Raw genomic sequence first — 25,571 nt, 5'->3', positions numbered from 1 at the left:
ACACGGATGTTCCCCGAAGGCATGGACATGAACGCCCTGCTCGAACAGGCCCAGGCGATGCAGGCGCAGCTGGCCCGCACCCAGGAGGAACTCGCCGCGGCCGAGTTCACCGGCTCGGCGTCGGGCGACCTCGTCGTCGCGACCGTCTCGGGCACGGGTGAGCTGAAGGGCCTGGTGATCAAGCCCGAGGCGGCCGATCCCGAGGACACGGAGACCTTGGCCGACCTGGTCGTCGCCGCGGTGCGCGATGCCACGGCCCAGGCACAGGCGAAGGCGGCAGCCTCGATGCCGCAGATGCCGAACCTGGGTTTCTGATCCACCCAGCACACCCAGTGCGTCCCGGCCCGGCCCGGGGCGCCTGCGGGGGACTGTCACACACCCGGACTAGGATGGACCCGCTCGCCCGGCGTCCGTCCGGTGCGGGTGTGAGCAGGAGTTGACCCACGTGTACGAAGGACCGATCCAGGACCTCATCGATGCCCTCGGGCGGCTGCCCGGCATCGGCCCGAAAAGCGCCCAGCGGATCGCCTTCCACCTGCTCGATGCCCCCGCTGAAGATGTCGAGCAGTTGGCCGCGGCGCTGCTCGAGATGAAGTCGAAGGCGAAGTTCTGCGACGTCTGCTTCAACGTCTCCGAGGACGAGCGCTGCCGCATCTGTCGTGACCCGCGCCGCGACCAGAGTTCAATCTGCGTGGTCGAGGAGTCGAAGGACGTCATGGCCGTGGAGCGTACGCGTGAGTTCCGTGGGCTGTACCACGTGCTCGGCGGGTCGATCTCGCCCATCGATGGCCGGGGTCCGGCCGACCTGCACATCCGTGAGCTGTGCATGCGGCTGGGTGATGGCACGGTGGAAGAGGTCATCCTGGCCACCGACCCGAACGTCGAGGGCGAGGCCACGGCCGCCTACCTCAGCAGGCTGCTGCTGCCAATGGGGGTGAAGGTCTCGCGCCTGGCCAGTGGCCTGCCTGTGGGCGGCGACCTGGAATACGCCGACGAGGTCACCCTGGGCCGGGCCCTGGACGGCCGCCGGTTCCTGACGGTCTGAGGGCTGCACCCACTACCCGCGTTTGCCTTTGGTGATGAAGGGCAATTGCGGGATGGGTTCACGGAGCTGAGCCCTGTGCCATTTCCCGGTCAGGTGCACGCCGCACCCCCGCAGGCGCACGCCGCACCCTTTGCGTGCACGGTGCCCCCGTAGGCGCCGTACCCCACGGGAGCGCGGCGCGCCGATTGGGAGCGTCATGCCCTTTCAGGGGAGCGCGACCGCGCCCACGCGCACGCCGACACCCTTGGATGCACCTCGACACCCGTCGACAGGTGTCAGCGCGCACACAAGGGTGTCGACGTGTACATGTGGGCGGGTTCGAGGCAAACGCGGATGGACCGCCGGTCGAGGATAAACCGGCGGCCGCGGATCAACCCTCAGATCAGCCCCAGCACATCGTTGAAGCCCTCGGTCACGCTCGGGTGGGTATAGATCGCATCGCGCAGTTCGTCAGCCGTGACCCCGTGGCGCATCGCCAGCGCGACCACGTTGATGACCTCCTGGGCCTCGACCACCATCAGCGTCGCCCCCAACACCTGCCGGCTGCCCCGATCGACCACGAACCGCATGAACCCGCGCGGGTCGCCCACGATCTTCGGCCGCGGCATCATGGCCATGTCGGCGACATTCTTGTCGGCCACCACCACGTCGTGACCAGCCTCGCGTGCCGCCTTCTCGGTGAGCCCGACACTGGCCAGCGGCGGGGTCAGGAACGTCGTCTGCGGCACCGCGACCCGGTCGGTGTTCGAACGCTTGCCCGATCCCCAGCGGTGGTCGAGCACGATGCGGTGGTCGTCCAGTGAGACATAGGTGAACTGCGGCCCGCCGTTCACATCGCCCAGCGCATAGATGTGCGGCTGGCTCGTCTGCAGGAATTCATTCACCACCACCTCACCGCGCGCCCCGACCTCAACCCCGGCCGCCGCCAGGTTCAACCCCTCGGTCGCCGGCTTGCGTCCGGTCGAGGCCAGCACGATGTCGGCGGGCGCCTCGGCCGTGGTGCCGTCGGCCAGCTCATAGTGCACCACCGTGGCATCGTCCGCATCGACCACCCGCGTCACCTTCGCCCCGGTGTGAATCACCGTGCCCGCATTCTGCAGCACCTCGCGCACCGTGTCCCTGACGCGGTCATCCTCACGCGGCAGGAACTCCCCGGCCTCGAGCACCGTCACCTGCGAGCCGAGCTCGCGGTACATCGAGGCGAACTCCAACCCGATGTAGCCACCACCGATGATCACCAGCCGCTGCGGGAACACGTCATGGCGCAGCAGCTCGGCATTGGTCGCCAGCCGCGACGACCCCGCCAACCCCTCGATGGGCACGATCACCGGCACCGCGCCGGTATTGACCAGGATCACCTCGGCGCTGACCAGCAGCCGGTCGTCACCGGCCACCACCTCGACAGTGTGGTCGTCCACAAAACTCGCCCGCCCCGTCACCACCGTGGCGGTGTCGACGGTGTCGAGCATGTCGAAGTTCTTCTGGCGCATCGCCGCCGTGAGCTTCTGCACCGCACCGATGGCGTCGTGGTACCACACGACGGGCTCGTCCGAGTCGCGGCGCTCGTCGGCATGGTGCACCAGCGCCTTGGTCGGCACGCAGCCGATGTTGATGCAGGTGCCGCCGTACATCTGGTCGGACTGTTCGACCATCACCACCCGGTCACCCGCCCTGGCCCGCACGCCTGCCAGCGTCTTGCCGCCCTTGCCCCAACCGATCACCAGCACATCTGCCGTGAGGTCTGCCATCGAAATCCTCCTGACCCGGCGCGGGCGGGGGTCGTCCACGCGACGAGCCCACGCTACTCGCGTCAGTTGGGCGCTGCGTACGGTTGCGGTCCGAGCCGGGCCGCGCTCGTCTGCCACCGTGGACGACCGCTGCTCGGACCATGGTCGCGGGCCGGTGGAGCGGCCTTGATCCACGGCAGCCGTGGCTAGGCTGGATGCCGTCACTCGAACCGGGAAGGAATGCTGTGGCCGTTGACGAGCCGGTGCTGCCTGACCACCTGTTCCGCGACTCCGCATCGTCGCCGCGCACGGCAGACCCCACCCACATGTTGGCGGCGACAGCGCTGAACCCGCTGCCCGCGGCTGATGCCGCCCCCGAGACGATCACCACCCTGGTCGACGGCGAACCGGTGACGCTGCCGCTCGTGGCCGACGGCACCCCGAACCGTCCTCGCGTCGGTCGTCCGTCTGCCGGCCAACCCGACGAACCGCCCACGCTCAAGGGCGCCCGCAGCCGCTCGTCGGTGCGCAAATTCCGCCGACTCGTCACCCAGATCTGGTCAGAGAACCGTGAGATGACCGGCACCGCGATGCTGTCGACCGACGAGGTTGACCTGCGCCACGGCAGGGCCGTGGTCGACCTGGCCGCGCGTGTCGCCGCGGCGGCCCTGGGTGCCGGCGCAGCAGCTGCAGACTCGACTGCATTGCTGTTGCGGGTGACCCAGCACTACAAGCTGACAGTGCATGCCGACGTGACAATGTCGTCGGTGACGATCAGCTACTTCCGCAGCCTCGAGGGTGACCCCATCAGCGTGCTGCGCACCGTCGCCGCCAAGACCACCGACTACCGCAAGCTGCAGGCGGTTGAAGAATTGGTCGAGCGGATCACCACCGACAGCATCGGCCTGACCCAGGCCCGCCACGAGATCGCCGGCATCGCGAAGATGCCGCGCACCTATCGCCGGTGGGTGCAGAGCCTGGCCAAGGGCATCCTGGGGTTCTGGGTCGCAGCCCTGTTCGGTGGCGACCTCATCGAGGCGCTGGTCGCCGGGTTCGCGACCACCGCCGTCGACGGTGTGATGCGGGTGCTGGCGCGCATCAAGGCGCCCACGTTCTTCGGGCAGGTGGCCGGGGCCTCGACGGTCGGCATCGTGGCCCTGCTGGTGATGTGGGCCAGGTCGGCCACGACGTGGGCGGTCGACATCTCGCCGTCATTGATCGTGGCCGCCGGCATGATCTCGATGCTGGCGGGCCTCTCGCTCACCACCGCCGTCCGTGATGCCATCGACGGCTATTTCGTCACCGCCTCGGCCCGACTGGTCGAGGTGGCCACGCTCACCGGCGGCATCGTGCTGGGACTGACCCTCACCCTGTGGGTGGGGCTCGAACTGGGCGTGCCCGCCTATCTGTCGCCCAGCACCGGCGTGAAACCGGTGTGGTGGCTGCAGGTGATCGCCTCGGCCCTGATCGCGGTCGCGTTCGCCATCAACAACCACCTGCCGCCCCGCACCTGGGCGTTGACTGCCTGTTTCGGCCTGCTGGCGTGGCTGATCGGCACCGGCGCGGGCAGCCGCATCGCCACCAACGCCGCACTGGCCGGTGCCGCGGCCTTCGCGTGCGGGTTGCTCGCCGCAGCCCTCGCCAGGGCGGCACGGGTGCCCTCGATCGCGCTCGTCAACGCCGGTGTGGTCTCGCTCGTGCCCGGTATGGCCCTGTACCGCGGCCTGCTGGGCCTGGTGCAGATCAGCCAGGGTGCCGAGGTTTCGTACAACTCGTTTGACCTGCTGTTCCAGGCGCTGATGATCGCAGTGATGCTCGCCGCCGGGGCCAGCCTGGGCACCATCGTCGGACGACCGCTGAGCATGCCGCAGGACTGGCAGACCCGTCTGGCCCTGGGCAGGGCCTGGGAGCGCGGACGGGGCCAGCGCGACGTCTGAAGCTGCTGCCACGCCCCAGTGGGCGTCCCGGCACAACTCCGGCCCGGGGCTCGTCCACGGTGTCAGACTGGGGCCATGCCGATCGACATTCGCCCGGCGACGGTCTTCGACGATGTGGCCGCCGTCATCGGCCCCAAGCGGCCCGATGCCAACGTGTGCTGGTGCCTGAGCTACCGCCTGGGCTCGAAGCAGAACCAGCAGTTGCACGGCCTCGAACGGGGCGAGCGTGTCCGCGAACTCGTGGCGGACGACCCGCCGCCCGGGGTGCGCCGGCGGTCGAGGGCTACCCGGTCGACAACCGGGGCCAGAAGGTCGACCTGACGATGGCCTATGTGGGTGCACGGTCGACCTTCGAACGGGCCGGGTTCACCCTGGGCGGCGGACACTGGCTCGGTGCTCAACGGCTTTCCGCGCGTGCTGATGCGGCTGGCGTTCTGACCCCCCGTCGGGGTCAGGCCAGCATCAGGAACAGCTTCTCGAGCTCCTCAGTGGTCAGGCCCTCCTGCTGTTCCACACCCTCGGGATCGGCCAGGCAGTCCTTCATCGCGGTCGACACGATGGCGAAGCCCGCCTTGTCGAGTGCGCTGCCCACGGCAGCCAGCTGGGTGACCACCTCACGGCAGGGGGCACCGCCCTCGACGGCATTGATCACGGCGTCCAACTGGCCGCGCGCCCGGCGCAGCCGGTTCAGGACGCGCCGCTGCGCGGCGGGGTCATGTTCGTTCATGGTTCCCAGTTTCTCAGGTGCTGCAGGCTCAACGGTTGACGAGCTTCGAGAACCAGTTCACTGCGGGTGCCTGGGGGTGTCCCGGGCACTGCTGCGCCTTCGGGATGCCCTTCATGACCTCGTCGACATGCTGGCCACAGCCAGCCCAGGTGGTCTTTCCGCACTGCTTGCAGGTGACGGCTCGGCACATGATGTTCTCCTTGCTGGTGTGGTGATGCGTGGGTGTGGTGATGCGTGGGTGTGGTGGTCAGTGGATGAGCATGTCGTCGGCCTTCGAACCCAGACTCGCCCGCAGCGTGAGCATGCCGCCCGACAGCGATGCCGAGTCGAACCCGGCCTGGGCCAGCACCCGGTGTGCGATCGCCGAGCGGACGCCCGAGACACACAGCACCCGGACGGCTCGCCCAGCGGCCGCGGCGTGCACCTCGTCGAGTCTTCCACGCAGTTCGGTGTGCGGGATGTTCACCGACCCGGGCAGGTGCCCCGTTGCGAACTCGGCGCGGCTGCGGGCATCGAGCACCAGGGCGTCCTGGCGCACCTGCTCGAGGTCGTCGGCATACCAGAGCGTCAGGGTGTCGTTCAGCACGTTCTCGGCGACCATGCCGATGAAGTTCACCGGGTCTTTGGCCGAGCCGTAGGGCGGGGCATAGGACAGGTCGAGGTCGATCAGGTCGCGCACGTCCATGCCCGCCCGCATCGCGGTGGCCAGCACGTCGATGCGCTTGTCGACGCCCTCGGTGCCGACGGCCTGGGCGCCGAGCAGGCGTCCCTCGGGGCTGACATGCACGACCAGATGCACCTGGGCCGCTCCCGGGAAGTAGCCGGCGTGCTGGTTTGGGTGCAGGTGCAGCGTGCGGAACTCGACGCCGGCGGCCTGCAGCGATTCGCGGTTCGCGCCGGTGAGCGCCGCGGTGAGCGAGCCGACGCGCACGATGGCGGTGCCCAGCGGTGCGGGCAGCGGGCGGGCCCGGTCGGGGCGCAGCATGGCGTCGGCGACGAGGCGTCCGGCGCGGTTCGCGGGGCCCGCCAGCGCCACCGTACGACGTGCGCCGGTGACGGGGTTGGTGCTCGCGGTCGCGTCACCCACAGCCCAGACCCCCTCGAGGTTGGTGCGGCCGTGCTCGTCGGTGACGATGGCGCCGCGCTCACAGGCGACGCCGGCCCGTTCGAACACCGCCGTGTCGGGGCGCACGCCCACCGACAGCACGACCAGATCTGCCGGCAGCCGGGTGCCGTCGGCCAGCACGACCACGTCATGGTCGGGGCCGGGCTCGATGGCGGTGGCGGCGACGCCGGTGTGGGTGGTGATGCCCAGGGCGTCGAGTTCGGCGGTGACCAGCGCGGCGAGTTCGCTCTCGAGGGGCGGTAGCACGTGCGGGGCCAGTTCGACCAGCTGGGTGTCGAGCCCGGCCTGTGCGAGTGCCTCGGCCGCCTCGAGCCCGATGAACCCGGCGCCGAGCACGACGGCGCTGGTGGCGCCGGCGATGACCTCACCGCGCAGGGACAGCGCGTCGTCCACGGTGCGCAGGGTGCGCACCCGCGACGAGTCGAGCCCCGGGATACCCGGCCGCACGGCGGCGGCGCCGGGGGAGAGCACCAGTTGGTCGTAGTCGATGACCTCTTCGCCCTGCTCGGTGCGCACAGTGACCGTCTTCGCGGCAGGGTCGAGGCCGATGACGTCGTGGCCGGTGCGCACGTCGAGGTTGAGCGAGGCCTTCAGCGAGGCGGGGGTTTGCAGCAGCAGTGCCCGGGGGTCGGTGATCTCGCCGCCCACGTAATAAGGCAGGCCACAGTTGGCGAACGAGACGTGCTGGCCGCGGTCAAGCACGACGATCGCAGCGGTCTCGTCGAGGCGTCGGGCGCGTGCGGCGAAGCTCATGCCGCCGGCGACTCCGCCGACGACGACGATGCGGGTGGGGGTGGTGGGTGCTGGGCTCACGTCTGGAAATATACCCCCGGGGGTATTGATCACAAAACCGGGTGCCCTGCAGGCGGCGTCTGGCCCAGCAGTGTGCATCGACTGGCGCAAAACAGCTGATTGGCCCCGAATCGGCCCGGTCGATGCACGCTGCTGGGAAGCGTTGTGCCCACGCGCGTGAAGCGGGGGTGGGTGGACCGCACCGCCACCCACCCCCCTGGCGCCCGGGCCGGAGCACCCCTGCACAACCCGGGCAGTCTGTGCTGCTCGCCAGACCTCACGCACCGCCGATGATCGTCGGTGTCTGGCTGGGGGCGAGCGTCACCTGCAGCGGCGGCCCTGCCACCACGGTGACTGCGCGCACCTGTTCGACGTTGCCGGCCTGGTCGACCGAGCGGTACTCCACGAGCACCCGCGGTGCCCGCCGCACCCCGAACGGTGCCGCATAGGCCTGCCACTCGCCGCCGTCGACGCGGTACTCGGTGCGGGCGACGCCGGCGCGGTCATCCTTGGCATCCAGCGTCACCACCACCTTGGCGTCGCCGCTGAAGCTCGCCGTGGTCGCCGGCGCCACCCGCTCAGGCGTGTAGCGGTAAACCTTCGTGAGGTCGGCGAAGAAGAACCGGCCGTCGCCGACCGGGTCGGCGGTCGCATAGCTGCCCTCGGTGATGATGCGCACCTGGCCCGTCGAGATCGTGACCGTGAAGACCTGGCCGGCCGCATTGCCCAGCAGGGTGTCGGCGTCGAGCACCTGCAGCTTGGGCGCCCCCCACGAGCCCGCTGAACGTGGCTCGCCGAACAGGTCGACGACCTTGCGGGTGGTCAGGGTGAACGGGTTGGCGGTGTCATAGGAATGGGTCGCCGTCACCTCGTGGATCGAGGAGTCGCTGACCAGCGCCCACACCCGGCCGTCGGGCAATTCGACCAACTGGTTGATGTTCTCGGCCACCGCCGACGGCGTGGTCACGGCATGGGTGGTGCCGGCCAGCAGGTCGAGGACGAACAGCTTGGCGCTCCTGTCGGTCGGTTCGACACCCAGCTGCACACTCGACGTGCCGCCGATCATCACCGCCTTCGGCCCGACGCGCCGGAACAGCAGCGCCGACACCGAGTGTTCGGGCACCGGCGTGAGGCTGTGCACGACCGCTCCCGTGTCGGGGTTGACGATCGTCAGCGCGCCGTTCGGGTCGCCCTTGTCGGCGAGCGTGCCGATGGCGACATTGGTGCTGGCATTGGCCACCACCAGCACCCTTTCCTGGCGGCGGTCGTCCAGTCGCACCACGCGGCGCGGGTTGGTGCCCCACTGCCAGGCCTTCGTCTCGTCCAACTGCCAGATGGCGGCATCGATATAGGTGCCGAGGTACAGGTGGGTGCCGCTGCGCGAGGTGACACTGCCGATGAACTCGGCTTGCTGGGGGCCGGTCATCTGTGATTTGGCCAGGGTGTCCGGGTCGATCCTGGCGGCCCGGCCAGGCGTCAGGAACCCCGAGACGTACAACTGGCGACCGGGCGAGAAGCCCATGGCGGCGATCTTCAGGGCCCCGCCGAGGGCCTGCGACGACAGGGTGCGGAACTGGCCCGTCACGGGGTTCCAGTGCCACATGCTGCCGGTCAGCCCGATGCCGATCACGCTGGTCCCGGGCCATGCCGGGTCGCCCAGGTCTGCCTGGCCGAGGCCCCGGGCAAGGGTCGAGGTCAGCCGGCCGGTGGTCGTCCGCTGGGTCAGGGCACCGGTCGCGACCTCGTAGCCGTACAGGTTGCCGTCGCGGCCCACCAGGTAGACCTGCCCGTCGATGACCTCGGCGGGCACCAGGGCGGCCATGTCGGTCAGCGAGGTGCGCCACTGCCCGGTTGCCGGGTCGTAGATGCCCCAGGCATAGGCCGGGCTGAAGAAGGCGAACACCAGCCCGCCGCGCTCGTACATCTCGTTGACATACGACTGGTTGCCCGCATACTCGGGCGGCAGCGCGATCTCGCGCTTGGCCCGGGTGGCCAGGTCAACCTCGAAGAACCGCGCATTGGTGCCGGTGCCGACGAACAGCTTGTCGCCCACCACCGCCATGCAGCGGGCGTACTGCTCGCCCTCGGCGATCGGTCCCCAGTCCTCGAACCCACGGTCGGGGTGGTAGGTCGCGACATGGCCGTTGGGGAACGTGCCGGTGTACAGCGTGCCGTCCGGGCCGAACGACGCGATGCGGTTGATGTTGCTCTCGCCCGGCACCGGGTTGCCCAGGTTGGTGAAGGCGCCGGTCGCCGTCTCGTAGCGGAACAGCGCCGCGCCCGGGGTGGTGCCGACGATATATGCGTACGACTGGTCGGGGGCCACGCCGGTATAGATCGCGGTGGTCTTGCCCGTGAGCTCGTGGCCAGAGATCAACGAGCCGTCGCGGGCATCGACGACGCTCATCACGGCCGGTTCGCCGAACGATGGCACATAGAGCACGGGTCGTCCGTCGGGCAGCACCCCGGACGACGCGCTGCGGATGTTGCGCTCGACGATGGGGGCGCCCAGGGCCTCGATCATGCCGCCCGGGGCCGGTGTGGCCGGGTCGCCCGGCTGGGGCAGGGTCGCGGCGAAGGCGGTCGGCGCCAGTGCCGGCATCGCCGACAGAAGCGGCGCGGCGGCACCTGCGGCGACAAATGTTCTGCGGGTGAGAGGGGACATGTTTCCTCCAGCGTCCTCGATGGGGTTTGCGGCGAGTATGCGCACCACCGTGATCGAACCGCAATGCCCTAATACGAATAACCTTTATCAGGTCACGAATCGGCAACATCCCTACAGCAAGCGCTATCCGAGGGGTTGACGATTCAGTCATGCGCATGATCTATTGGCGCTATTGCACAACCGGCGCCGGGGCATCGATGCCCGGCTCGCGACGGCCAACGGTGGCCGCCAGCACCAGAAACCACGCACCAGAAACCAAGCACCAGCGAGAGGTGGGCAGCATGAATCGTCGTCCGACGCAGGCAGACGTGGCCCGGATGGCCGGGGTCAGCCAGGCCACGGTCTCACTCGTGCTCAACGGGCCCTCGAATGCCCGTGCCCGGGTCGGCGAACAGAGCCGCCGTCGCGTGCTCGACGCCATCCGCGAGACCGGTTATGTCGCCAACCCTCTGGCCCAGGGGCTGGCCCGGGGCCGCAACCGCATCGTGGGCGTGTTCACCTATGAGTCGGTCTTCCCCAGCGACGGCTCGAACTTCTACCACCCCTTCCTGGTCGGCATGGAGGCCGAGGCCGTCGACGTCGGCGTCGACCTGCTGTTGTTCACCAGCGCGCCGGTCGCCGCCGGCAAGCGCCGCCTCACCGATTCAGGCTGGAACCGCCTCGACATCGCCGACGGCTGCATCCTCATCGGTCGCGTCGGCAACGACCGCGAACTGCACGAACTGCGCGAACGCCGCTACCCGGTCGTCTACATCGGCCGCCGCGACCCCAGCGACGTCGACGGGCACGTGCCCTATGTCGGTGCCGACTATGCCGCCGCCACCGCTGAGATCACCCGCCGCATGCTGCAACTCGGCCACCGGCGCATCGTGTTCCTGGGTGACTTGAGCGCGGTGCCCTCGGCCCGCGACCGCGTGCTCGGCTACCGCCGCGCGATGGACGAGGCACGCCACCGCCCGATCCTGCTCGACGGCGGCGCGTTCACCCCGGCCGAGGCCGTCCAGGTGATCCGCGACCACGGCGCCACCGCCGCACTGCTCGGGCCCAATGTCGATGTCGTGGCAGTGCGCGCGGCGGCCATCACGGCGGGGGTGCAGGTGCCGGCAGACCTGTCACTCGCCCTGCTGGGTGAGCCCGAGAACGAGCCCTATCCCGAAGGATTCGCCGGCTTCCGCATTCCTCGCGTCGAGATGGGCGCCCGGGCGCTGCGGCTGCTCGCCTCGGTCATCGAAGGTGACGACGCCCTCGACCCGGCCCAACTGCTCGCCTGTCGCGTCGAGGTCGGGCACACGCTCACCTCGGCGCCGTCAGCACCCACCAGCCCCACCGTCCCCGTCAAGGAGCCCTCATGACCGAATTGCACGCGCCCATCCTCGTCGTCGGCGGGGGGTTGGGCGGCGTCGCCGCCGCGCTCGCCGCGCTCGAGGCGGGGCAGCGCGTCGTGCTCACCGAGGAGTTCGCCTGGCTCGGTGGCCAGTCGACCTCACAGGCGGTGCCCTTCGACGAGCACCCCTGGGTCGAGCAGTTCGGCATCACCGCCCGCTACCGCGCCCTGCGTGACGGGGTGCGCCAGCACTACCGCGACCACTACCCACTGACCGCTGCCGCCCGTGGCTGGGCAGAACTCAACCCCGGCGCCGGCTGGGTGAGCAAGCTGTGCCACGAACCCCGGGCCGCCGTCACCGTGATCGAGAACATGCTCGCCCCCTGGATCGCGAAGGGCCAGCTCATCGTCGTCCAGCCCGCTCGCCCGACCAGCGCGACCACTGACGCCGACCGGGTCACCTCGGTGACCTTCACCCGGTTGGACGACGCGAGCCTGGTCACGGTGAGCGCCGACTACGTCATCGAGGCCACCGAGACCGGCGAGGTGCTGGCCCTGACCGGTACCGAGTACGCCATCGGCGCCGAGGCCCGCAGCGAGTTCGACGAACCGAGCGCACCCGAGGCGGCCCAGCCCGACAACCACCAGGCCGTGAGCATCTGTTTCGCGCTCGACCATGTCGACGGCAACCACGTGATCGACAAGCCCGCGATGTATGACTTCTGGGCCGGCTACCAGCCGGACTTCTGGGGGGCGCCGCTGCTGTCGTGGACCTCGCCCGACCCGCGTACGCTGGCCACGACGACCCGGTTCTTCGAACCCAACCCCGGCGACGACGCGCTGGCCGTTGACGCCGACCAGTCAGTCACCCCGGGCGACGGCAACCTGTGGACGTTCCGGCGCATCCTGGCCCGTGACCTGTTCGAGCCCGGCGCATTCGCCTCGGACATCACGCTGGTCAACTGGCCCCAGATCGACTACTTCACCCATCCCATCATCGACGCCCCCGATGCCGACCTGCGCCTCGACGAGGCCCGCCAGCTGTCGCTGTCGTTCCTGTACTGGATGCAGACCGAGGCGCCGCGCCCCGATGGCGGCACCGGTTGGCCGGGGCTCAGGCTTCGTCCAGATGTGACAGGCACCGACGACGGCCTGGCCATGGCGCCCTACTGGCGCGAGGCACGCCGCATCAAGGCGGTCACGACCGTCACCGAGACCGATGTCTGGATGCGCCATCCCGACGACCGTGCCCGGACCTACCGCGACTCGATCGGTGTGGGCATGTACCGCATCGACCTTCACCCCTCCACGGGGGGAGACAACTACATCGACGTCCCCGCCAGCCCGTTCCAACTGCCGCTCGGGTTCCTGATCCCCCGCCGGGTCACGAACCTGCTCGCGTCAGCGAAAACGGTCGGCACGACGCACATCACCAATGGCTGCTACCGCCTGCACCCGGTCGAGTGGAACACCGGCGAGGCGGCAGGAGCACTGGCAGCCCACTGCCTGGCGCAGGGGCTGACACCGCACCAGGTCCAGGCGAGCGACCAGCTCACCGCGGACTTCCAGAAGACCCTTGTCCAGCAGGGTGTCGAACTCGAATGGCCCGGCCACGTCCGCGGCTATTGACCAATGGGAGAAAGACCATGACCAGCAACCCCTTCCAGCATCGCCTGCCCCGTCGTTCCGCCCTCATGATCGCGGGCGGTGTCGCGGGCGGCATGGCACTGACTGCCTGTGGCTCTGACAGCGGCAGCGATGTGCCCGCCAGCACGAGCGACCCGTCGACGTTGTCGGGATCGATCACCGTCTGGTACCCGCCGATCGGCGGCGACATCGAGCGCCCCTACTGGGACGCCCAGATCAAGAAGTTCAACGCGGCCTACCCCAACGTCAAGGTCAGCGTCGAGATCATTCCCTGGGACTCCCGCGGTGAGCGCATGAGCACCGCCATCAAGGGCAAGACCACGCCCGACCTGACCTATGCGCTGCCGGCCGACATCTACAACTGGGGCTCGGGCGGACTGCTCGTGCCGCTCGATGACGTGCTGGCCGACAAGGACAAGTACCTGCCGAACGCGCTGTCGACCATGACCTATGACGGCAAGCTCTACGGCGCGCCGACCGTGATGGGCCTGACCACCACCCTGCACGTCAAGCCGGTGTGGGACGCCATGGGCATCGACGCCGCGAACTACCCCAAGACCTTTGACGAGGTCAAAGAGCTGGCCCCGAAGCTGAAAGAGAAGGGCTACTACATCACCCAGTACGACGCCGCCCCGACGATGACGCTGAACGGCTCGTTCTACCCGCTGCTGTGGAGCGCGGGTGGCACCGTGCTCAACGAAGAGGGCACCAAGGCCACGCTGAATGGTTCCGAGGGCCTGCGTGCCCTGGAGTTCGCCAAGTGGCTGGTCGACGGCGGCCACACGCCCAAGGACGCCCTGACGCAGCAGCTGCCGGTCGAGACCAGCCCCATCGCGCAGAAGAAGGTCGCGATGCTGTTCTCGCGCTCGACCGCCTCGCTGCTGCTCAACGGCCTGAAGCTGGACGAACTCGTCGTCGCCGAACCGCTCGCCGATGCGAAGTCCGCCGGCTACGGCAACGTCGGCGCCTGGGTGATCTTCAACGAGTCGAAGAACAAGCAGGCGGCTGCGGCCTGGTTCAACTTCCAGAACACCCCCGAGAACCTCAAGGAGTTCCTGCCGCCGCGCAACCAGCAGTCGCCGCGCAGCGACGTGACCGGCCTGTACAAGGAAGGCACGCCCGAGGCGGTGCTGTCGACCATGATGGACAAGGGCGTCACCGAGCCCAAGTCGCCCAAGGCGACCGAGATCATGGGCATCATCAAGCCTGAGGTGCAGGCCGCCCTGCTGGGCCAGAAGGAGCCCCAGAAGGCCCTCGACGACGCCGCTGCCAAGATCGACGCGGCATTGGCCAAGAAGTAAGAGGCCATGTCAATTCCTTCATCTGTCATCGAGCCGGCGGGGGCGCCCAGCAAGCGCTCCCGCCGGCCCGGGGCGCGCCAGGCGGCCATCCTTGGCCTGGTCTTCGTGCTGCCCTATGTCCTGCTGTTCCTGCTCTTCCGTGCCGGGCCCGCGGTCGGCGGCATCATCTTGTCGTTCATGACTCAGAACCTTGCCGGTGACTTCTCGTGGGTCGGCGTCGAGAACTACCAGACGCTGTTCGACGACCCCGTGTTCTGGAATGCCCTGCGCGTGACGCTGGTGTATTCGCTGATCGCGGTGCCGCTGGTGGTCATCGTCTCGCTGGCGATGGCCTCGATGGCCGCCAGGTCGGTGCGCGGCATCAAGATCTATCGCGCCGCGTTCTTTCTGCCCGTGATCACCTCGCTGGTGACCACCGGCGTCATCTGGACCTGGATCTACTCGTCCAATGGTCCACTGAACTGGTTCTTCGGGCTGTTCGGCATCGGTCCCATCGACTGGATCTCGAGCAGCACGCTGGTGCTGCCGTCGCTGGCAGTGGTGGCCGTGTGGAGCCGGTTCGGCTACGACATGCTCATCCTGATGGCGGGCATCCTCGACATTCCCCGTGACCACTACGAGGCCGCCGAACTGGACGGGGCGAATGTCTGGCAGCGGTTCACCAACATCACGCTGCCGGGCCTGAAACGGCCGCTGTTCTTCGTGCTCGTGCTCGAGATCGTGGCCTCGTTCCAGGTCTTCGACCTGATCTATGTGATGACCGGCGGCGGACCGGTGAACGCCAGCTACTCACTCGTCTACATGATCTATGACCAGGGCTTCAAGTACGGCTACTTCGGCTATGCCTCGGCCGCTGGCGTCGTGCTGTTCATCATCACGGTCGTGATCACCATCATCCAGCGACGATTCTTCCGGGAGGACGACTGATGGCCACCCGCTCAACACGACGCAAGGTCTGGAGCGCCGTCGGGGCGCACCTGCCGCTGGCCCTGGTGGCGGTGGTCACCTGCTTCCCGTTCTTCGTGATGCTGGTGCTGTCGGTGCAGCCGGGCAAGCCGTTCAGCCTGCCGGGTTCACTGCTGCCCACGAGCATCGACCTGTCGGAATACACCCGACTGCTGGGCCGCGGCGAGATGGTGCAATGGATGCTCAACACGACCATCTATTCCGTGCTCGGCGTGGTGCTGGTGCTGGCCCTGGCCTCGCTGGCCGCCTATGCCTTCGCCAAGGTCGACTTCCCTGGTCGTGGGCTGATGTTCTGGCTGATCATCGCGATGATGATGATTCCCTACCACCTGACGCTGATCCCGAAGTTCCTGCTGGTCAGCGAACTGGGTGGCCTCGACACCTACTGGGGCCTGGTGCTGCCGACGGTGGCCAATGTGCAGGCGCTGTTCCTGATGCGGCAGTTCATCGCCGGCATCCCGAATGAGCTGATCGAGGCGGCCAAGGTCGACGGTGCGGGTGAACTGCGCATCTTCTGGTCGATCATCCTGCCCCAGCTCAAGCCGATCATGGCCACGCTCGCGGTCTTCGTGTTCCTGTGGCACTGGAATGACTTCCTGTGGCCGCTCGTGGCGCTGCAGTCGGGGGACATGTACACGCTGACGGTGGGCCTGGCCTCGCTGAATGCCGAAGAGACGTCGCTGGCCACCGTGATGACCGGCTCGGTGATCACCCTGGTGCCGATCTTCATCATCTTCCTGTTTGCGCAGAACTGGTTCGTGCGGGGTGTCACGATGAGTGGCATCAAATGAGAGGAACCCCATGAAGTTCACCCTGATCGGTGGCGCCGGCAGCGTGGGCGGCTGGTTGACCGAGAACCTGCGCCGCCGGGGCCACCAGGTGCTGGTGGCTGACGCCGCCGTCACCGACGAATCGCCCGACCAGACCCGCATCGATGCGCTGTCACCTGCCGATGTGGCCAGGGTCGTCGAGGGCGCCGACCTGGTCGTCCACCTGGCCGCGATCGTGCCGCAGGCCGACGAGCCGCCCGCACGCACGGGGCTGGCCTATGCCGTGAACGTCGGCTCGGTCGTCGAATGCCTGCGCGCATGCCGCGATGCCGTCGTCCCGATGGTGCACATCTCGTCGATGTCGGTCTTCGAGCAGTATTTGCGGGTGCCGGTCGACCCGCGGGGGCGTGGTGACAACACCGACACCTATGGGTTCAGCAAGCGGCTGGCCGAGTTTGCCTGCCACGAGTTCGCGGGGCAGTTCGACATGCGGGTGACGTCGCTGCGCTTGGCGTTCCCGACATCGGACGAGGCCTGGCCGCTGTGGGAACGGCCGCGGGGGCTTGGCCGCACGGAGCGGTTCATGGATGACGGCACGCCGGTGCCGGCGCTGGCGGCGAGCCAATTGGCCGACGTGGTCGAGGAGTGCCTGCAGATGCCGTTCGGGCACCGGGCGCTGGCGGTGACGGGGGCACCGGTGACACTGATCGAGGGCTGAGGGCAGGTGGTGGGGGCTGGGCGTCCACGGCCCACCCCTGCTGCCCGCGCCCGCTGACCGGGCCGATAGTGTGCAGATGTCGTGCCGAGAACCGGGTGTGATTCCCGGGCTGACCCGCAACCGTGACCTGCCATTCCCGTGCGAACGGGGCTGGCGGGCGAGCCGGACCAACGCCGACGTCCACACCATCGCCCGCGAGGACATCGGGACGGCGGCCACAGCCGGCTACCCCTTTCGAGAACCCTTCGCGGGCTCTTCGAAAGGGATACATCGTGCGTATTCGACGTTCACTGCTGGCGGTCGGGGCCGCTGCCAGCCTGCTGCTCGGGCTGGCCATGCCGGCCGGGGCGTCCGTGCCCGCGGCGTCCGTGCCCGCGGCGTCCGAGGTGGTGCCGGCGGTCGTCCCGGCGGCGGTCACCGTCAAGCCGGGATCGTTGCCCGAGGCTGATTGCCTGGCCGCGAACTACGTCTGGGTGCTGGTGGTCAATGACAAGAACGAGCAGAGTGCTGGCTGCGCCACCGAGTTCGGCACCGGCCTGACGGCACTGGCCAGTGCCGGGTTCGCCGTGGGCCAGCGGTCGGGCTTCATCAACACCCTCGACGGCTACCCCGACCCCATCCCGGCGGGCTTCTTCTGGTCGTACTGGTCAGGGGCCGTGTCTGGCGCTGAGGTGGGCTGGACGTTCTATTCGGTCGGCGCGGCCTCGTCCAAGCCCAAGCCGGGCACCGTCGAGGCATGGCACTACGTGAGCTGGCAGACGGGCCCGGCGCAGCCGCCGGTCTGGCAGCCCACGCCCAAGGCGCCCGCGCAGGTGGCGACCCCGGTCACCGGTGTCAAGGGTGACCAGAACGGTGACAAGGTCGCCGATGTCTACGCCGTCGACCAGGACGGCGTGCTGATGGTCTTCACCGGCTCGACGACCCGCGAACTGACCTGGCAGGGCCGTGTGGGAACTGGCTGGGACGGCATGACCCACATCACCCAGATCGCGGACATCGATGGTGACAAGCGCAGTGACCTGCTGGCCCGTCGCGGCGACGACAACTCGCTGTGGCTGTTCCGGGGCGTGGGCAATGGCTACCTGACCGGCTGGAAGAAGGCCGGCCAGAACTGGGGCGGCATGGACATGATCGTGCCGGTCGGCTCGCTCGACGGCGGCCCGACCCAGTACGTGGTGGCCCGTCGTGCTGCTGACGGTGCGCTGTTCAGGTACACGCTGACCCCGCAGGGGCTGACGGGCATCAAGCACATCGGCCAGAACTGGGGCGGCATGCGCCAGCTGCTGAGCGTGGGTGACTTCTCGGGTGACGGCCTCAGCGACCTGCTGGCGATTCGCGAGGACGGCACGCTGTGGTCCTACCGCGGCACCGCCACCGGAGGCATCTCGTGGGGCCAGCAGGTCGGTCGGGGTTGGACCGGGTTCACGCTCGCCTTCAGCCCCGGTGACCTGTCGGGCGACGGCCGCGGCGACCTGGTCGGCCAGCGTGATGACGGCGCGGTCTTCGCCTACACCAACCGCGTCGGCAGCTGGAGCGGTGCACGTCAGATCCTGACCGGTGCGCAGGGTTATGTGCTGATGGCGTGATGCCCTGCTGAGGGCTTGAGGCCGCTCGAGGCCTGACACCAGACCCGGCCGGTGGACGATGGGCTCGTCCACCGGCCGGGTTGCTGTCGGGGGCGGCAGCCAGCCCGCCGCCACCCGGCCGGGCGTGACCAGATTCCGGCAGTCTCGGGCCGGATCGCCACGTCATGTGCCCATTCAGCCCGCTCCTGCCCGATTCTGGTCCGCGGCTTCATCAGGTCGGGCGCGCACAGGGGTGGGTGGCCCTGGAGGGGTGGGCAGTGCCGGCGGTCGAGGTGTTGGGCCGTGGTGGGGGCCCTCGTACGATGTTTGCCCCCTGGAGGCAAGCTTCCCTCAGCCCAGCCCGGATCGCCGTCCCAGATCCGTGACCCAGCTCGTGACCGGATTCCGGCAGGACTGGCCCGAGTCGCGCCTTTGATTGCTCATCCGGCACACTCCTGCTGGTTTCTGGTCACGCCGCTCTCGCGCTGCCCCCAGGCCGTCGGACGAAGCATCGGCCGAGCCCAGGTCGTCCCCTCGCCCAGCGCGCATCAGCTCGTGACCGGATTCCGGCAGGCCTGGCTCGAATCACCGCTTGAGGTGTCCCATCGGTCCGGTCCGGCCGGATTCTGGTCACGCGGCTCGGCTGGACCCTGGTCGCGCAGGCAAGGGGGCGGGTTGGTGGCTCTGAAGAAGTGGCAGTGCCGGCGGTCGAGCAGGTGTTGGGCCGTGGTGGAGGCCCTGGCGCGATGTTTGCCCCCTGGAAGCAAGCTTGCCTCTCGGCGGGAACTTTGCCGCGCGGCGCCGCACGGCAAACTTCCCGCCGGCAGGCAATGTTCCCGCCGGCAGGCAATCCACCCGCCGCGCACCAACCACCCCCGACCAGCCGTTTGGCCGCGCAGCCCGGCCGTCCTACACTTGGCAGCGTCCGCAAGGCATCGATGGGGCCATCACCCCGGAGCTGCCGGAAGAACAGGCCGCCACCCGCGGCCCCACTAGACCCGGCCGCGGCGAGCAAGAGTGGGGGCATCACCCAGCCGAAAGGCCGGACCAGGCCCCAACGAAGGGTGGTACCGCGGGGCCGAGGCCTCGTCCCTTCAACCCCGTCAGAGTGTTCACAGCACCCGCGTGTTGAAGGATCCAAGCCACATGACCACCCAGCAGCAGCCCAGCCCCGGGACCGCCGGCAGCTACAACGCCGTGCCCGCGCATGTCTCGTTCCCCGACCTCGACCACGAGGTGCTGACGTTCTGGGACGAGCACAAGACCTTCGAGGCCTCGCTCGAACGCACCCGCGGCGCTGAACCCTGGACCTTCTACGAGGGCCCGCCCACCGCCAACGGCCAGCCCGGCACCCACCACGTCGAGGCGCGTGTCTTCAAGGACGTCTTCCCCCGGTTCCGCACGATGCAGGGTTACCACGTCGAGCGCAAGGCCGGCTGGGACTGCCACGGCCTGCCCGTCGAACTCGCCGTTGAGAAAGAACTCGGCTTCAACGGCAAGCCCGACATCGAGGCGTATGGCGTCGAGGCGTTCAACGCCCGCTGCCGTGAGTCCGTGACCCGCCACGTTGACTCCTTCACCGAGCTGACGACCCGCATGGGCTACTGGGTCAACATGGACGAGGCCTACTGGACCATGAACTCGTCCTATGTCGAGTCGGTCTGGTGGGCACTCAAGCAGATCTTCGACAAGGGCCTGCTCACCGAGGATTACCGCGTCGCGCCCTATTGCCCGCGCTGCGGCACCACCCTGAGCGACCACGAGCTGGCCCAGGGCTACGAAGACGTCGTCGACCCGTCGGTCTATGTGCGCATGCCGCTGACCAGTGGCCCGCTGGCCGGCAAGGCCTCGCTGCTGGTCTGGACGACCACTCCCTGGACCCTGGTCTCGAACACGGCCGTCGCCGTGCACCCCGAGGTCACCTATGCCGTCGCCACCTTCGGGGACGAGACCCTGGTGGTGGCTGAACCCCTCGTTGACAAGGTGTTCGGCGCTGCCGCCGAGGGCCAGTCGCCATGGCGGACCGTCCAGACCTTCACCGGCCGTGACCTCGAGTTCTGGACCTACCAGCGCCCCTTCGAACTGGTCGAGTTCCCCGAGGCCCAGGACCGTCCGGAAACCGGCACCCGCTCGCACTACGTCGTGCTGGCCGACTACGTCACCACCGAGGACGGCACCGGCCTGGTGCACCAGGCGCCCGCGTTCGGTGCCGATGACATGGCCGTGTGCCGCCGCTACGGCCTGCCGATGGTCAACCCGGTGCGGCCCGACGGCACGTTCGAGGCCGACCTCGACCTGGTCGGTGGCCAGTTCTTCAAGACCGCCGACAAGGCCCTGGTCGCTGACCTCACGCAGCGTGGCCTGCTGTTCCGCAAGACCGACTACGAGCACAGCTACCCGCACTGCTGGCGCTGCCACACCCCGTTGCTCTACTACGCGCAGCCGTCGTGGTACATCCGCACGACCCGCATCAAGGACGAGTTGCTGCGCGAGAACGAGGCCACCACCTGGTACCCCGAGAACATCAAGCACGGCCGCTACGGCGACTGGCTCGACAACAACATCGACTGGGCGTTGTCGCGCACCCGCTACTGGGGCACGCCGCTGCCGATCTGGCGCAACGACGAGGACCCCTCGAAGATGGTCTGTGTGGGTTCGCTGGCCGAGCTCAGTGAGCTGACCGGCGCCGACCAGTCGGGCCTCGACCCGCACCGCCCGTTCGTCGATGACGTGACGTTCACGCTGCCCGGCGAGTCCGGCACCTACCGACGCGTCGAGCATGTCATCGACGCCTGGTTCGACTCGGGGTCGATGCCGTTCGCGCAGTGGGGCTTCCCGCACGCGACCGGTTCGGTCGAGGCATTCCAGAAGGCCTACCCGGCCGACTTCATCTGTGAGGCGATCGACCAGACCCGCGGCTGGTTCTACACCCTCATGGCGGTCGGCACGCTGGTTTTCGACCAGAGCTCGTACAAGAACGTGCTGTGCCTGGGCCACATCCTGGCCGAGGACGGCCGCAAGATGAGCAAGCACCTGGGCAACATCCTGCTGCCGATCCCGCTCATGGACACCCACGGCGCCGACGCGGTGCGCTGGTTCATGGCCGCCGCCGGATCGCCGTGGAGCGCCCGTCGTGTCGGTGACACCGCGCTCACCGAACTGGTGCGCAAGGTGATGCTCACCTACTGGAACACCGTGAGCTTCCACGCGCTGTATGCCCGCGCCAATGACTGGTCGCCGTCGTCCGGGCTCGTCGCACCCACCCACGTGCTCGACCGTTGGCTGACTTCGGCCACCCAACGGCTGGTCACCCGGGTGACCGCGGCGCTCGAGGCGTTCGACACGCAGCAGGCCGGCGCGCTGCTCAGTGAGTTCATCGACCACCTGTCGAACTGGTACGTGCGCCGCAGCCGCCGCCGCTTCTGGGACGGCGACCAGGGCGCACTGTCGACGCTGCACCGCACGCTGGTGCTGCTGACCCAGCTGATGGCCCCGATGGCGCCGTTCGTCACCGAACGCGTCTGGCAAGACCTGGTCGTGCCGACGGACGAGTCCGCCCCGGAGTCGGTGCACCTGTCGACGTGGCCGGTGGCCGATGAAGCGCTGGTCGACGCCGGGCTCGAGTCGTCCATGGACGTCACGCGGCGCCTGGTCGAACTCGGCCGTTCGGCGCGCGCCGAGTCGAAGATGAAGACCCGCCAGCCGTTGGCGCGGTTGCTCGTTCCCTCGCAGGCGCTCGCCCAGTTGGACGACGACCTGGTCGAGGAGCTGAAGCAGGAACTCAACGTCGCCGAGGTCGGCTCCTTCGCGTCGGCAGGTGACCTGGTCGACTATTCGGCGAAGGGCAACTTCAGGGCGCTGGGCAAGCGGTTCGGCAAGCAGACGCCGCTGGTCGCGCAGGCGATCGCCGACGCCGATGCCGCAGCCCTGGCCGCATCGCTAGCCGCGACCGGCAGCGTCACCGTCGACTACGACGGTGGGGTCGAGCTGGGTGGGGACGAGATCATCCTGAGCGAACGGCCCCGCGAGGGCTGGTCGGTGGTCAACGAGCAGGGCGAGACGGTGGCGCTCGACCTGGAGCTGACCTCCGAGCTCGTCTCGGCCGGCCTCGCCCGTGAGGTCGTCCGGGCCGTGCAGGATGCCCGCAAGAAGGCCGGTCTCGAGGTCACCGACCGGGTGGCGCTGGACTGGGCCGCGGACGGCGACCTGGCTGAGGCCCTGGTCGCGCATTCGGCGTCCATCGCCGATGAGGTGCTGGCGACGTCGGTGACGCGTGCCGAGCAGGCTGATGGCGAGGGCTGGGCGGTCGACGACGAGCTCGGGCTGTCGGTGCGGGTGACGAAGGCCGGCTGAGGTCGGAAGGCGACCCATGTGGACCCTGCCGAGCCGGATCGGTGACACCCCGGACTGGCACGGCGGGCGTCGGCATGCGCTGGTCTGGGCGGTGTTGCTGGACGAGCCCGCGCACCAGTTGACCGCGGCCGCACGAGGCCGGTTGGGCGGGGTGGTGCTGCCGCGCTATGCCCGCCAACCGCATGTGACGGTGCGCTATGCCGGGTTGGCGGGCGAGCCGGGGCTGCCGGGCTATGGTCTCGAGCAGTTGCGGCGCGACCTGGCGGGGCTGGATGCGTTGGTGCCCGGGGCACCGCCGCAGGTGCGGGCGACGGGCTGGTCAAGCTTTCCGATGGTGCCCTACCTGGGCATGCAGTGTGCGTGGCTGGACGACGCACACCGTGCGCTGGCCGCGCCCGACGACGACCCCGGCGCGCCGTACCGGCCACACCTGACGGTGGGGCAGTACGCCGTCCGAATGCCCGTTGACAAGGTGTTGGAGCGGCTGGCCGACTGCCCGGCACAGGGGGAGTGGGCGGTGGGCGAGCTGGCGCTGCTGCGCTATGAGACCCACGACATCTCGGGGCCGCTGGCGGTCGAGGGCACTGTGGACCTGGCGACGGGGCGATGGGCGTGGGCCGGGGCTGCGGTGTTGCGCCCGCATCGGGGCTGACCCCGCAAAAACCTACATTGGAACCATGAAACCCACCGGATTCGAGCATGCCTTCGACTCCGTCGCCTCGGTCGTCGAACAGGCAGCAGCCCTGCCCGACCACCGCGAGCGACGCGTTGACTCCCCGACCGTGACCAAGGTTTCCGACGGCGGCCACGTGCACGTGACGGTCACCGATGCCAAGGTTTCGTCCATGTGGCTGGACGAGAACTGGCTCATCGACACACCCGCCGACGAGGTCGCAGACCTGGTGACGAGCACGACGAATGCCGCGCTCGAGGAGTGGAATGCCCTGCAGCTCGAGGCGATCCAGAACGTCACCCCGGACATGAAGCAGCTGTATGCGGCCATCAGCACGGCGCGCTCCGAACTGAACGATGCGTGGGTCGCCACCCTGGCAGAGGCGAAGACCCCGTGAGCGGCCAGATGAAGATCAACTTCAGGTCGTGGCAAGTCGCCTCCGGTGCGTTTTCGGACGCAGCCACGGGGGCATCCACCACGCTGTCGCAGGTCGTGTCGTCAACCACGAACCCCGCTGCCTGTGGTGCCGCGGGCGGGCTGGCAACCGTCGACGGGGCCGTGTCGATCATGCTCAGTGTCTTCGGCGAGGTGATGCAGAATTCCGTCGTGACCAGCCTGCAGACGGGGCTGTCGGGCGAGGCCGAGGCACTGACCAGTACCGGCAAGGCCCTCGAGTCGATGGAGGATGCGAACACGGCCGAGGCCACCACCATCGAGGGGGCATGGTGAAGTTCAACCTCTTCGGCCTGGAGGTCGACGTCGAGCTGCCGGCGGACCCCATCGGGTTCGTCAAGGCCAAGGTCATCGAGATCCTGAACTACATGGGCTACGAGTGGCCCACCACCGATGCGGGCACGTTGGACGCCTGGGGTGACCAGTGGGACGGTTTGGCGGGGCAGCTGGAGGCCTACATCAGTGACCTCGAGGCCGGTGTCTCGCACCTGGTCTCGAACAACGAAGGCGATGTGCCGACGGCGGTCGCGGCCTACATGAACGGCGGCGACTCGAACTTGCACTCGCTGAGGACGGTGGCCGAGGCCGCACCCCTGGCGGCCACGGCATATCACGGCGCCTCGACGCTCATCACGGGCTTGAAGGCGTATGTGATCGGCCAGATCATCCTGGACGCGGTCTCGATTGCTGCGGCGATCCTGTCCGGCGGCGCGTCGGCAGCGGTGTCGTTCCTCGCCAAGAAGGGTGCGACGCTGCTCATCAACCTGGCCATCGACCAGGCCATCAACGAGCTGATGGGGGCCTGAGCATGGCGCGCAAGGTTCCGTCCGGCACCAGCAAACTGGTCAAGGCCATCGCCAGCAAGATCGACCTGGGTGGCAAGGCGCCCACGGTGAAGCCCTGGGAGGTCGGCCAGTACGGCCCCATGAAGGCGCGGCCCGGTCGCGGGGGCATGGACATGGACCACATCCCCTCGAAGGCGGCCTTGTTGAAGCGTGCTGAGGCCCGCAAGGGCAAGCCACTGACCAAGGCCGAAGCTGACAAGGTGATCAACGAGGGCTCGGCGATGGCAGTGCCCCGCAAGTCGCACCAGCAGAAGAGCCGCACCTATGGTGGCCGCAACAACAAGGACCAGGTCGCCCACGACGCCAACAACCCGGCCAAGGCGACTGAGCTGGACTTCAACCGGTACCGTCAGGACATGAAGGACCAGGGGTTCAGCGACAAGGCCATTGAGGACGCGCTCGCCAGGCTCCGAGCACAGAACAAGGGGATCAAGTGAGCGGGACCACCTACGGCGAGATCGACCGTTACCTGGCGACCGTGGGCACGCGTCCTGCGGACAACGAGCAGGCCTTCGACGAGCTGCTGACCTCGCTCGCCGAGGTGCCCGAGGTGACACCGTTCGACCGCGGCGACAATAAGCAGTCGACCTATTGGGGCTACCACAGCCATGGCGTCGAGCTGCTCTGGTCGGACAAGCGGCTCGTCTCGGTGACGATCTTCGTGACCCCCGATGCCGACCAGGGTTACGCGGCCCACCCCCGCCCCCTTTTCGACAACCTGCCCGCCCACCCGACGCGTGCGCAGGTCGAGGGCGAGTTCGGTGGGCCCGACCAGCAGGGGGAGTGGGAAGGCGTCTGGATTCGCTACGACAACCTGCCCGGGGACGACGGCCGCCACCAGCTGCGCTTCGAGTTCGCGGACGACGGCGAGTTGATCACGGTGGGGGTCACGGCCGCGGATTTCTGAGGGCCAGGGTCCGGGGCCGCCGGGCGGTCA

23 protein-coding genes and 1 riboswitch are annotated in these 25,571 nt (G+C 68.6%); of the genes, 18 read left to right on the top strand and 5 right to left on the bottom strand.

All coding sequences use genetic code 11. From position 1 onward, the window contains the following. Positions 1-6: 6 nt before the first annotated feature. Positions 7-315: a YbaB/EbfC family nucleoid-associated protein gene (locus ACQCX5_RS09915; protein ID WP_434541865.1), complete on the top strand. Its 309-nt coding sequence runs from the start codon at positions 7-9 to the stop codon at positions 313-315. Between the two features lie 130 nt (positions 316-445). Further along, entirely contained in the window at positions 446-1,045 is a 600-nt protein-coding gene (recR, locus tag ACQCX5_RS09910; RefSeq protein WP_434541864.1) for a recombination mediator RecR, read from the top strand. 377 nt (positions 1,046-1,422) lie between these two features. Here recR and ACQCX5_RS09905 read toward each other — a convergent pair whose 3' ends face one another. Then, positions 1,423-2,793 carry an FAD-dependent oxidoreductase gene (locus ACQCX5_RS09905; RefSeq protein ID WP_434541863.1) on the bottom strand — a complete coding sequence of 457 codons (1,371 nt, stop codon included), beginning with the start codon at positions 2,791-2,793 and terminating at the stop codon, positions 1,423-1,425. Positions 2,794-3,017: 224 nt separating this feature from the next. On the opposite strand from ACQCX5_RS09905, the gene ACQCX5_RS09900 reads away from it, so the two are divergent. Then, positions 3,018-4,709, top strand: coding sequence for a threonine/serine ThrE exporter family protein (locus ACQCX5_RS09900; protein ID WP_434541862.1), 1,692 nt, complete (start codon positions 3,018-3,020; stop codon positions 4,707-4,709). A 75-nt stretch (positions 4,710-4,784) separates the two neighbouring features. Continuing rightward, entirely contained in the window at positions 4,785-5,030 is a 246-nt protein-coding gene (locus ACQCX5_RS09895) for a hypothetical protein (protein ID WP_434541861.1), read from the top strand. A 130-nt stretch (positions 5,031-5,160) separates the two neighbouring features. Here the strand turns inward: ACQCX5_RS09895 and ACQCX5_RS09890 are convergent, their stop codons facing one another. The 4 genes from ACQCX5_RS09890 to ACQCX5_RS09875 all read right to left on the bottom strand — a co-directional run bounded on the left by ACQCX5_RS09890 (position 5,161) and on the right by ACQCX5_RS09875 (position 10,019). Further along, positions 5,161-5,436, bottom strand: a complete 276-nt coding sequence (locus ACQCX5_RS09890) for a metal-sensitive transcriptional regulator (protein ID WP_434541860.1) — start codon at positions 5,434-5,436, stop codon at positions 5,161-5,163. Positions 5,437-5,464: 28 nt separating this feature from the next. Then, positions 5,465-5,626, bottom strand: coding sequence for a hypothetical protein (locus ACQCX5_RS09885; protein WP_434541859.1), 162 nt, complete (start codon positions 5,624-5,626; stop codon positions 5,465-5,467). Between the two features lie 57 nt (positions 5,627-5,683). Continuing rightward, the gene (locus ACQCX5_RS09880) at positions 5,684-7,375 is read right to left on the bottom strand and encodes an FAD-dependent oxidoreductase (RefSeq protein ID WP_434541858.1); all 1,692 of its coding nucleotides are present in this window, start codon (positions 7,373-7,375) and stop codon (positions 5,684-5,686) included. A 256-nt stretch (positions 7,376-7,631) separates the two neighbouring features. Then, positions 7,632-10,019: an OmpL47-type beta-barrel domain-containing protein gene (locus tag ACQCX5_RS09875; RefSeq protein WP_434541857.1), complete on the bottom strand. Its 2,388-nt coding sequence runs from the start codon at positions 10,017-10,019 to the stop codon at positions 7,632-7,634. A 281-nt stretch (positions 10,020-10,300) separates the two neighbouring features. Between ACQCX5_RS09875 and ACQCX5_RS09870 the strand changes: the two genes are divergently transcribed. The 14 genes from ACQCX5_RS09870 to ACQCX5_RS09805 all read left to right on the top strand — a co-directional run bounded on the left by ACQCX5_RS09870 (position 10,301) and on the right by ACQCX5_RS09805 (position 25,541). Beyond that, a complete protein-coding gene (locus ACQCX5_RS09870; RefSeq protein ID WP_434541856.1) occupies positions 10,301-11,371 on the top strand; it encodes a LacI family DNA-binding transcriptional regulator in 1,071 nt (356 codons plus the stop codon). Beyond that, a complete protein-coding gene (locus tag ACQCX5_RS09865) occupies positions 11,368-12,972 on the top strand; it encodes an FAD-dependent oxidoreductase (RefSeq protein WP_434541855.1) in 1,605 nt (534 codons plus the stop codon). The genes ACQCX5_RS09870 and ACQCX5_RS09865 overlap by 4 nt, the downstream gene beginning before the upstream one ends. 17 nt (positions 12,973-12,989) lie before the next feature. After that, complete coding sequence (locus ACQCX5_RS09860) at positions 12,990-14,291, top strand: ABC transporter substrate-binding protein (RefSeq protein WP_434541854.1); 1,302 nt, start codon at positions 12,990-12,992, stop codon at positions 14,289-14,291. A gap of 6 nt (positions 14,292-14,297) precedes the next feature. Further along, positions 14,298-15,218: a carbohydrate ABC transporter permease gene (locus ACQCX5_RS09855; RefSeq protein ID WP_434541853.1), complete on the top strand. Its 921-nt coding sequence runs from the start codon at positions 14,298-14,300 to the stop codon at positions 15,216-15,218. Continuing rightward, positions 15,218-16,048 carry a carbohydrate ABC transporter permease gene (locus tag ACQCX5_RS09850; RefSeq protein WP_434541852.1) on the top strand — a complete coding sequence of 277 codons (831 nt, stop codon included), beginning with the start codon at positions 15,218-15,220 and terminating at the stop codon, positions 16,046-16,048. The genes ACQCX5_RS09855 and ACQCX5_RS09850 overlap by 1 nt, the downstream gene beginning before the upstream one ends. Positions 16,049-16,058: 10 nt before the next feature. Next, positions 16,059-16,745 (top strand): NAD-dependent epimerase/dehydratase family protein, encoded by a 687-nt coding sequence (locus ACQCX5_RS09845; RefSeq protein WP_434541851.1) that lies wholly within the window; start codon positions 16,059-16,061, stop codon positions 16,743-16,745. An 85-nt stretch (positions 16,746-16,830) separates the two neighbouring features. Then, positions 16,831-16,951, top strand: a riboswitch (cobalamin riboswitch). Between the two features lie 66 nt (positions 16,952-17,017). Beyond that, positions 17,018-18,331, top strand: a complete 1,314-nt coding sequence (locus ACQCX5_RS09840; RefSeq protein ID WP_434541850.1) for an FG-GAP repeat domain-containing protein — start codon at positions 17,018-17,020, stop codon at positions 18,329-18,331. Between the two features lie 1,125 nt (positions 18,332-19,456). Further along, positions 19,457-22,663 carry an isoleucine--tRNA ligase gene (gene ileS / locus ACQCX5_RS09835; protein ID WP_434541849.1) on the top strand — a complete coding sequence of 1,069 codons (3,207 nt, stop codon included), beginning with the start codon at positions 19,457-19,459 and terminating at the stop codon, positions 22,661-22,663. Positions 22,664-22,679: 16 nt separating this feature from the next. Next, positions 22,680-23,315, top strand: coding sequence for a 2'-5' RNA ligase family protein (locus tag ACQCX5_RS09830; protein ID WP_434541848.1), 636 nt, complete (start codon positions 22,680-22,682; stop codon positions 23,313-23,315). 25 nt (positions 23,316-23,340) lie between these two features. Beyond that, the gene (locus ACQCX5_RS09825) at positions 23,341-23,733 is read left to right on the top strand and encodes a YbaB/EbfC family nucleoid-associated protein (protein WP_434541847.1); all 393 of its coding nucleotides are present in this window, start codon (positions 23,341-23,343) and stop codon (positions 23,731-23,733) included. Then, positions 23,730-24,065: a hypothetical protein gene (locus tag ACQCX5_RS09820; protein WP_434541846.1), complete on the top strand. Its 336-nt coding sequence runs from the start codon at positions 23,730-23,732 to the stop codon at positions 24,063-24,065. The genes ACQCX5_RS09825 and ACQCX5_RS09820 overlap by 4 nt, the downstream gene beginning before the upstream one ends. Beyond that, positions 24,062-24,595, top strand: a complete 534-nt coding sequence (locus tag ACQCX5_RS09815) for a hypothetical protein (RefSeq protein ID WP_434541845.1) — start codon at positions 24,062-24,064, stop codon at positions 24,593-24,595. The genes ACQCX5_RS09820 and ACQCX5_RS09815 overlap by 4 nt, the downstream gene beginning before the upstream one ends. A 2-nt stretch (positions 24,596-24,597) precedes the next feature. Then, the gene (locus ACQCX5_RS09810) at positions 24,598-25,071 is read left to right on the top strand and encodes a hypothetical protein (RefSeq protein WP_434541844.1); all 474 of its coding nucleotides are present in this window, start codon (positions 24,598-24,600) and stop codon (positions 25,069-25,071) included. Next, entirely contained in the window at positions 25,068-25,541 is a 474-nt protein-coding gene (locus tag ACQCX5_RS09805; RefSeq protein ID WP_434541843.1) for a hypothetical protein, read from the top strand. Before ACQCX5_RS09810 ends, ACQCX5_RS09805 begins: the two co-directional genes overlap by 4 nt. Positions 25,542-25,571: the final 30 nt, after the last annotated feature.

Origin of the sequence: Aestuariimicrobium sp. G57, assembly GCF_050110855.1 — a bacterium.
Classification (GTDB): domain Bacteria; phylum Actinomycetota; class Actinomycetes; order Propionibacteriales; family Propionibacteriaceae; genus Aestuariimicrobium.
Note: the sequence above shows the minus strand (reverse complement) of the source record. Positions and strands in the feature narration are given on the sequence as shown.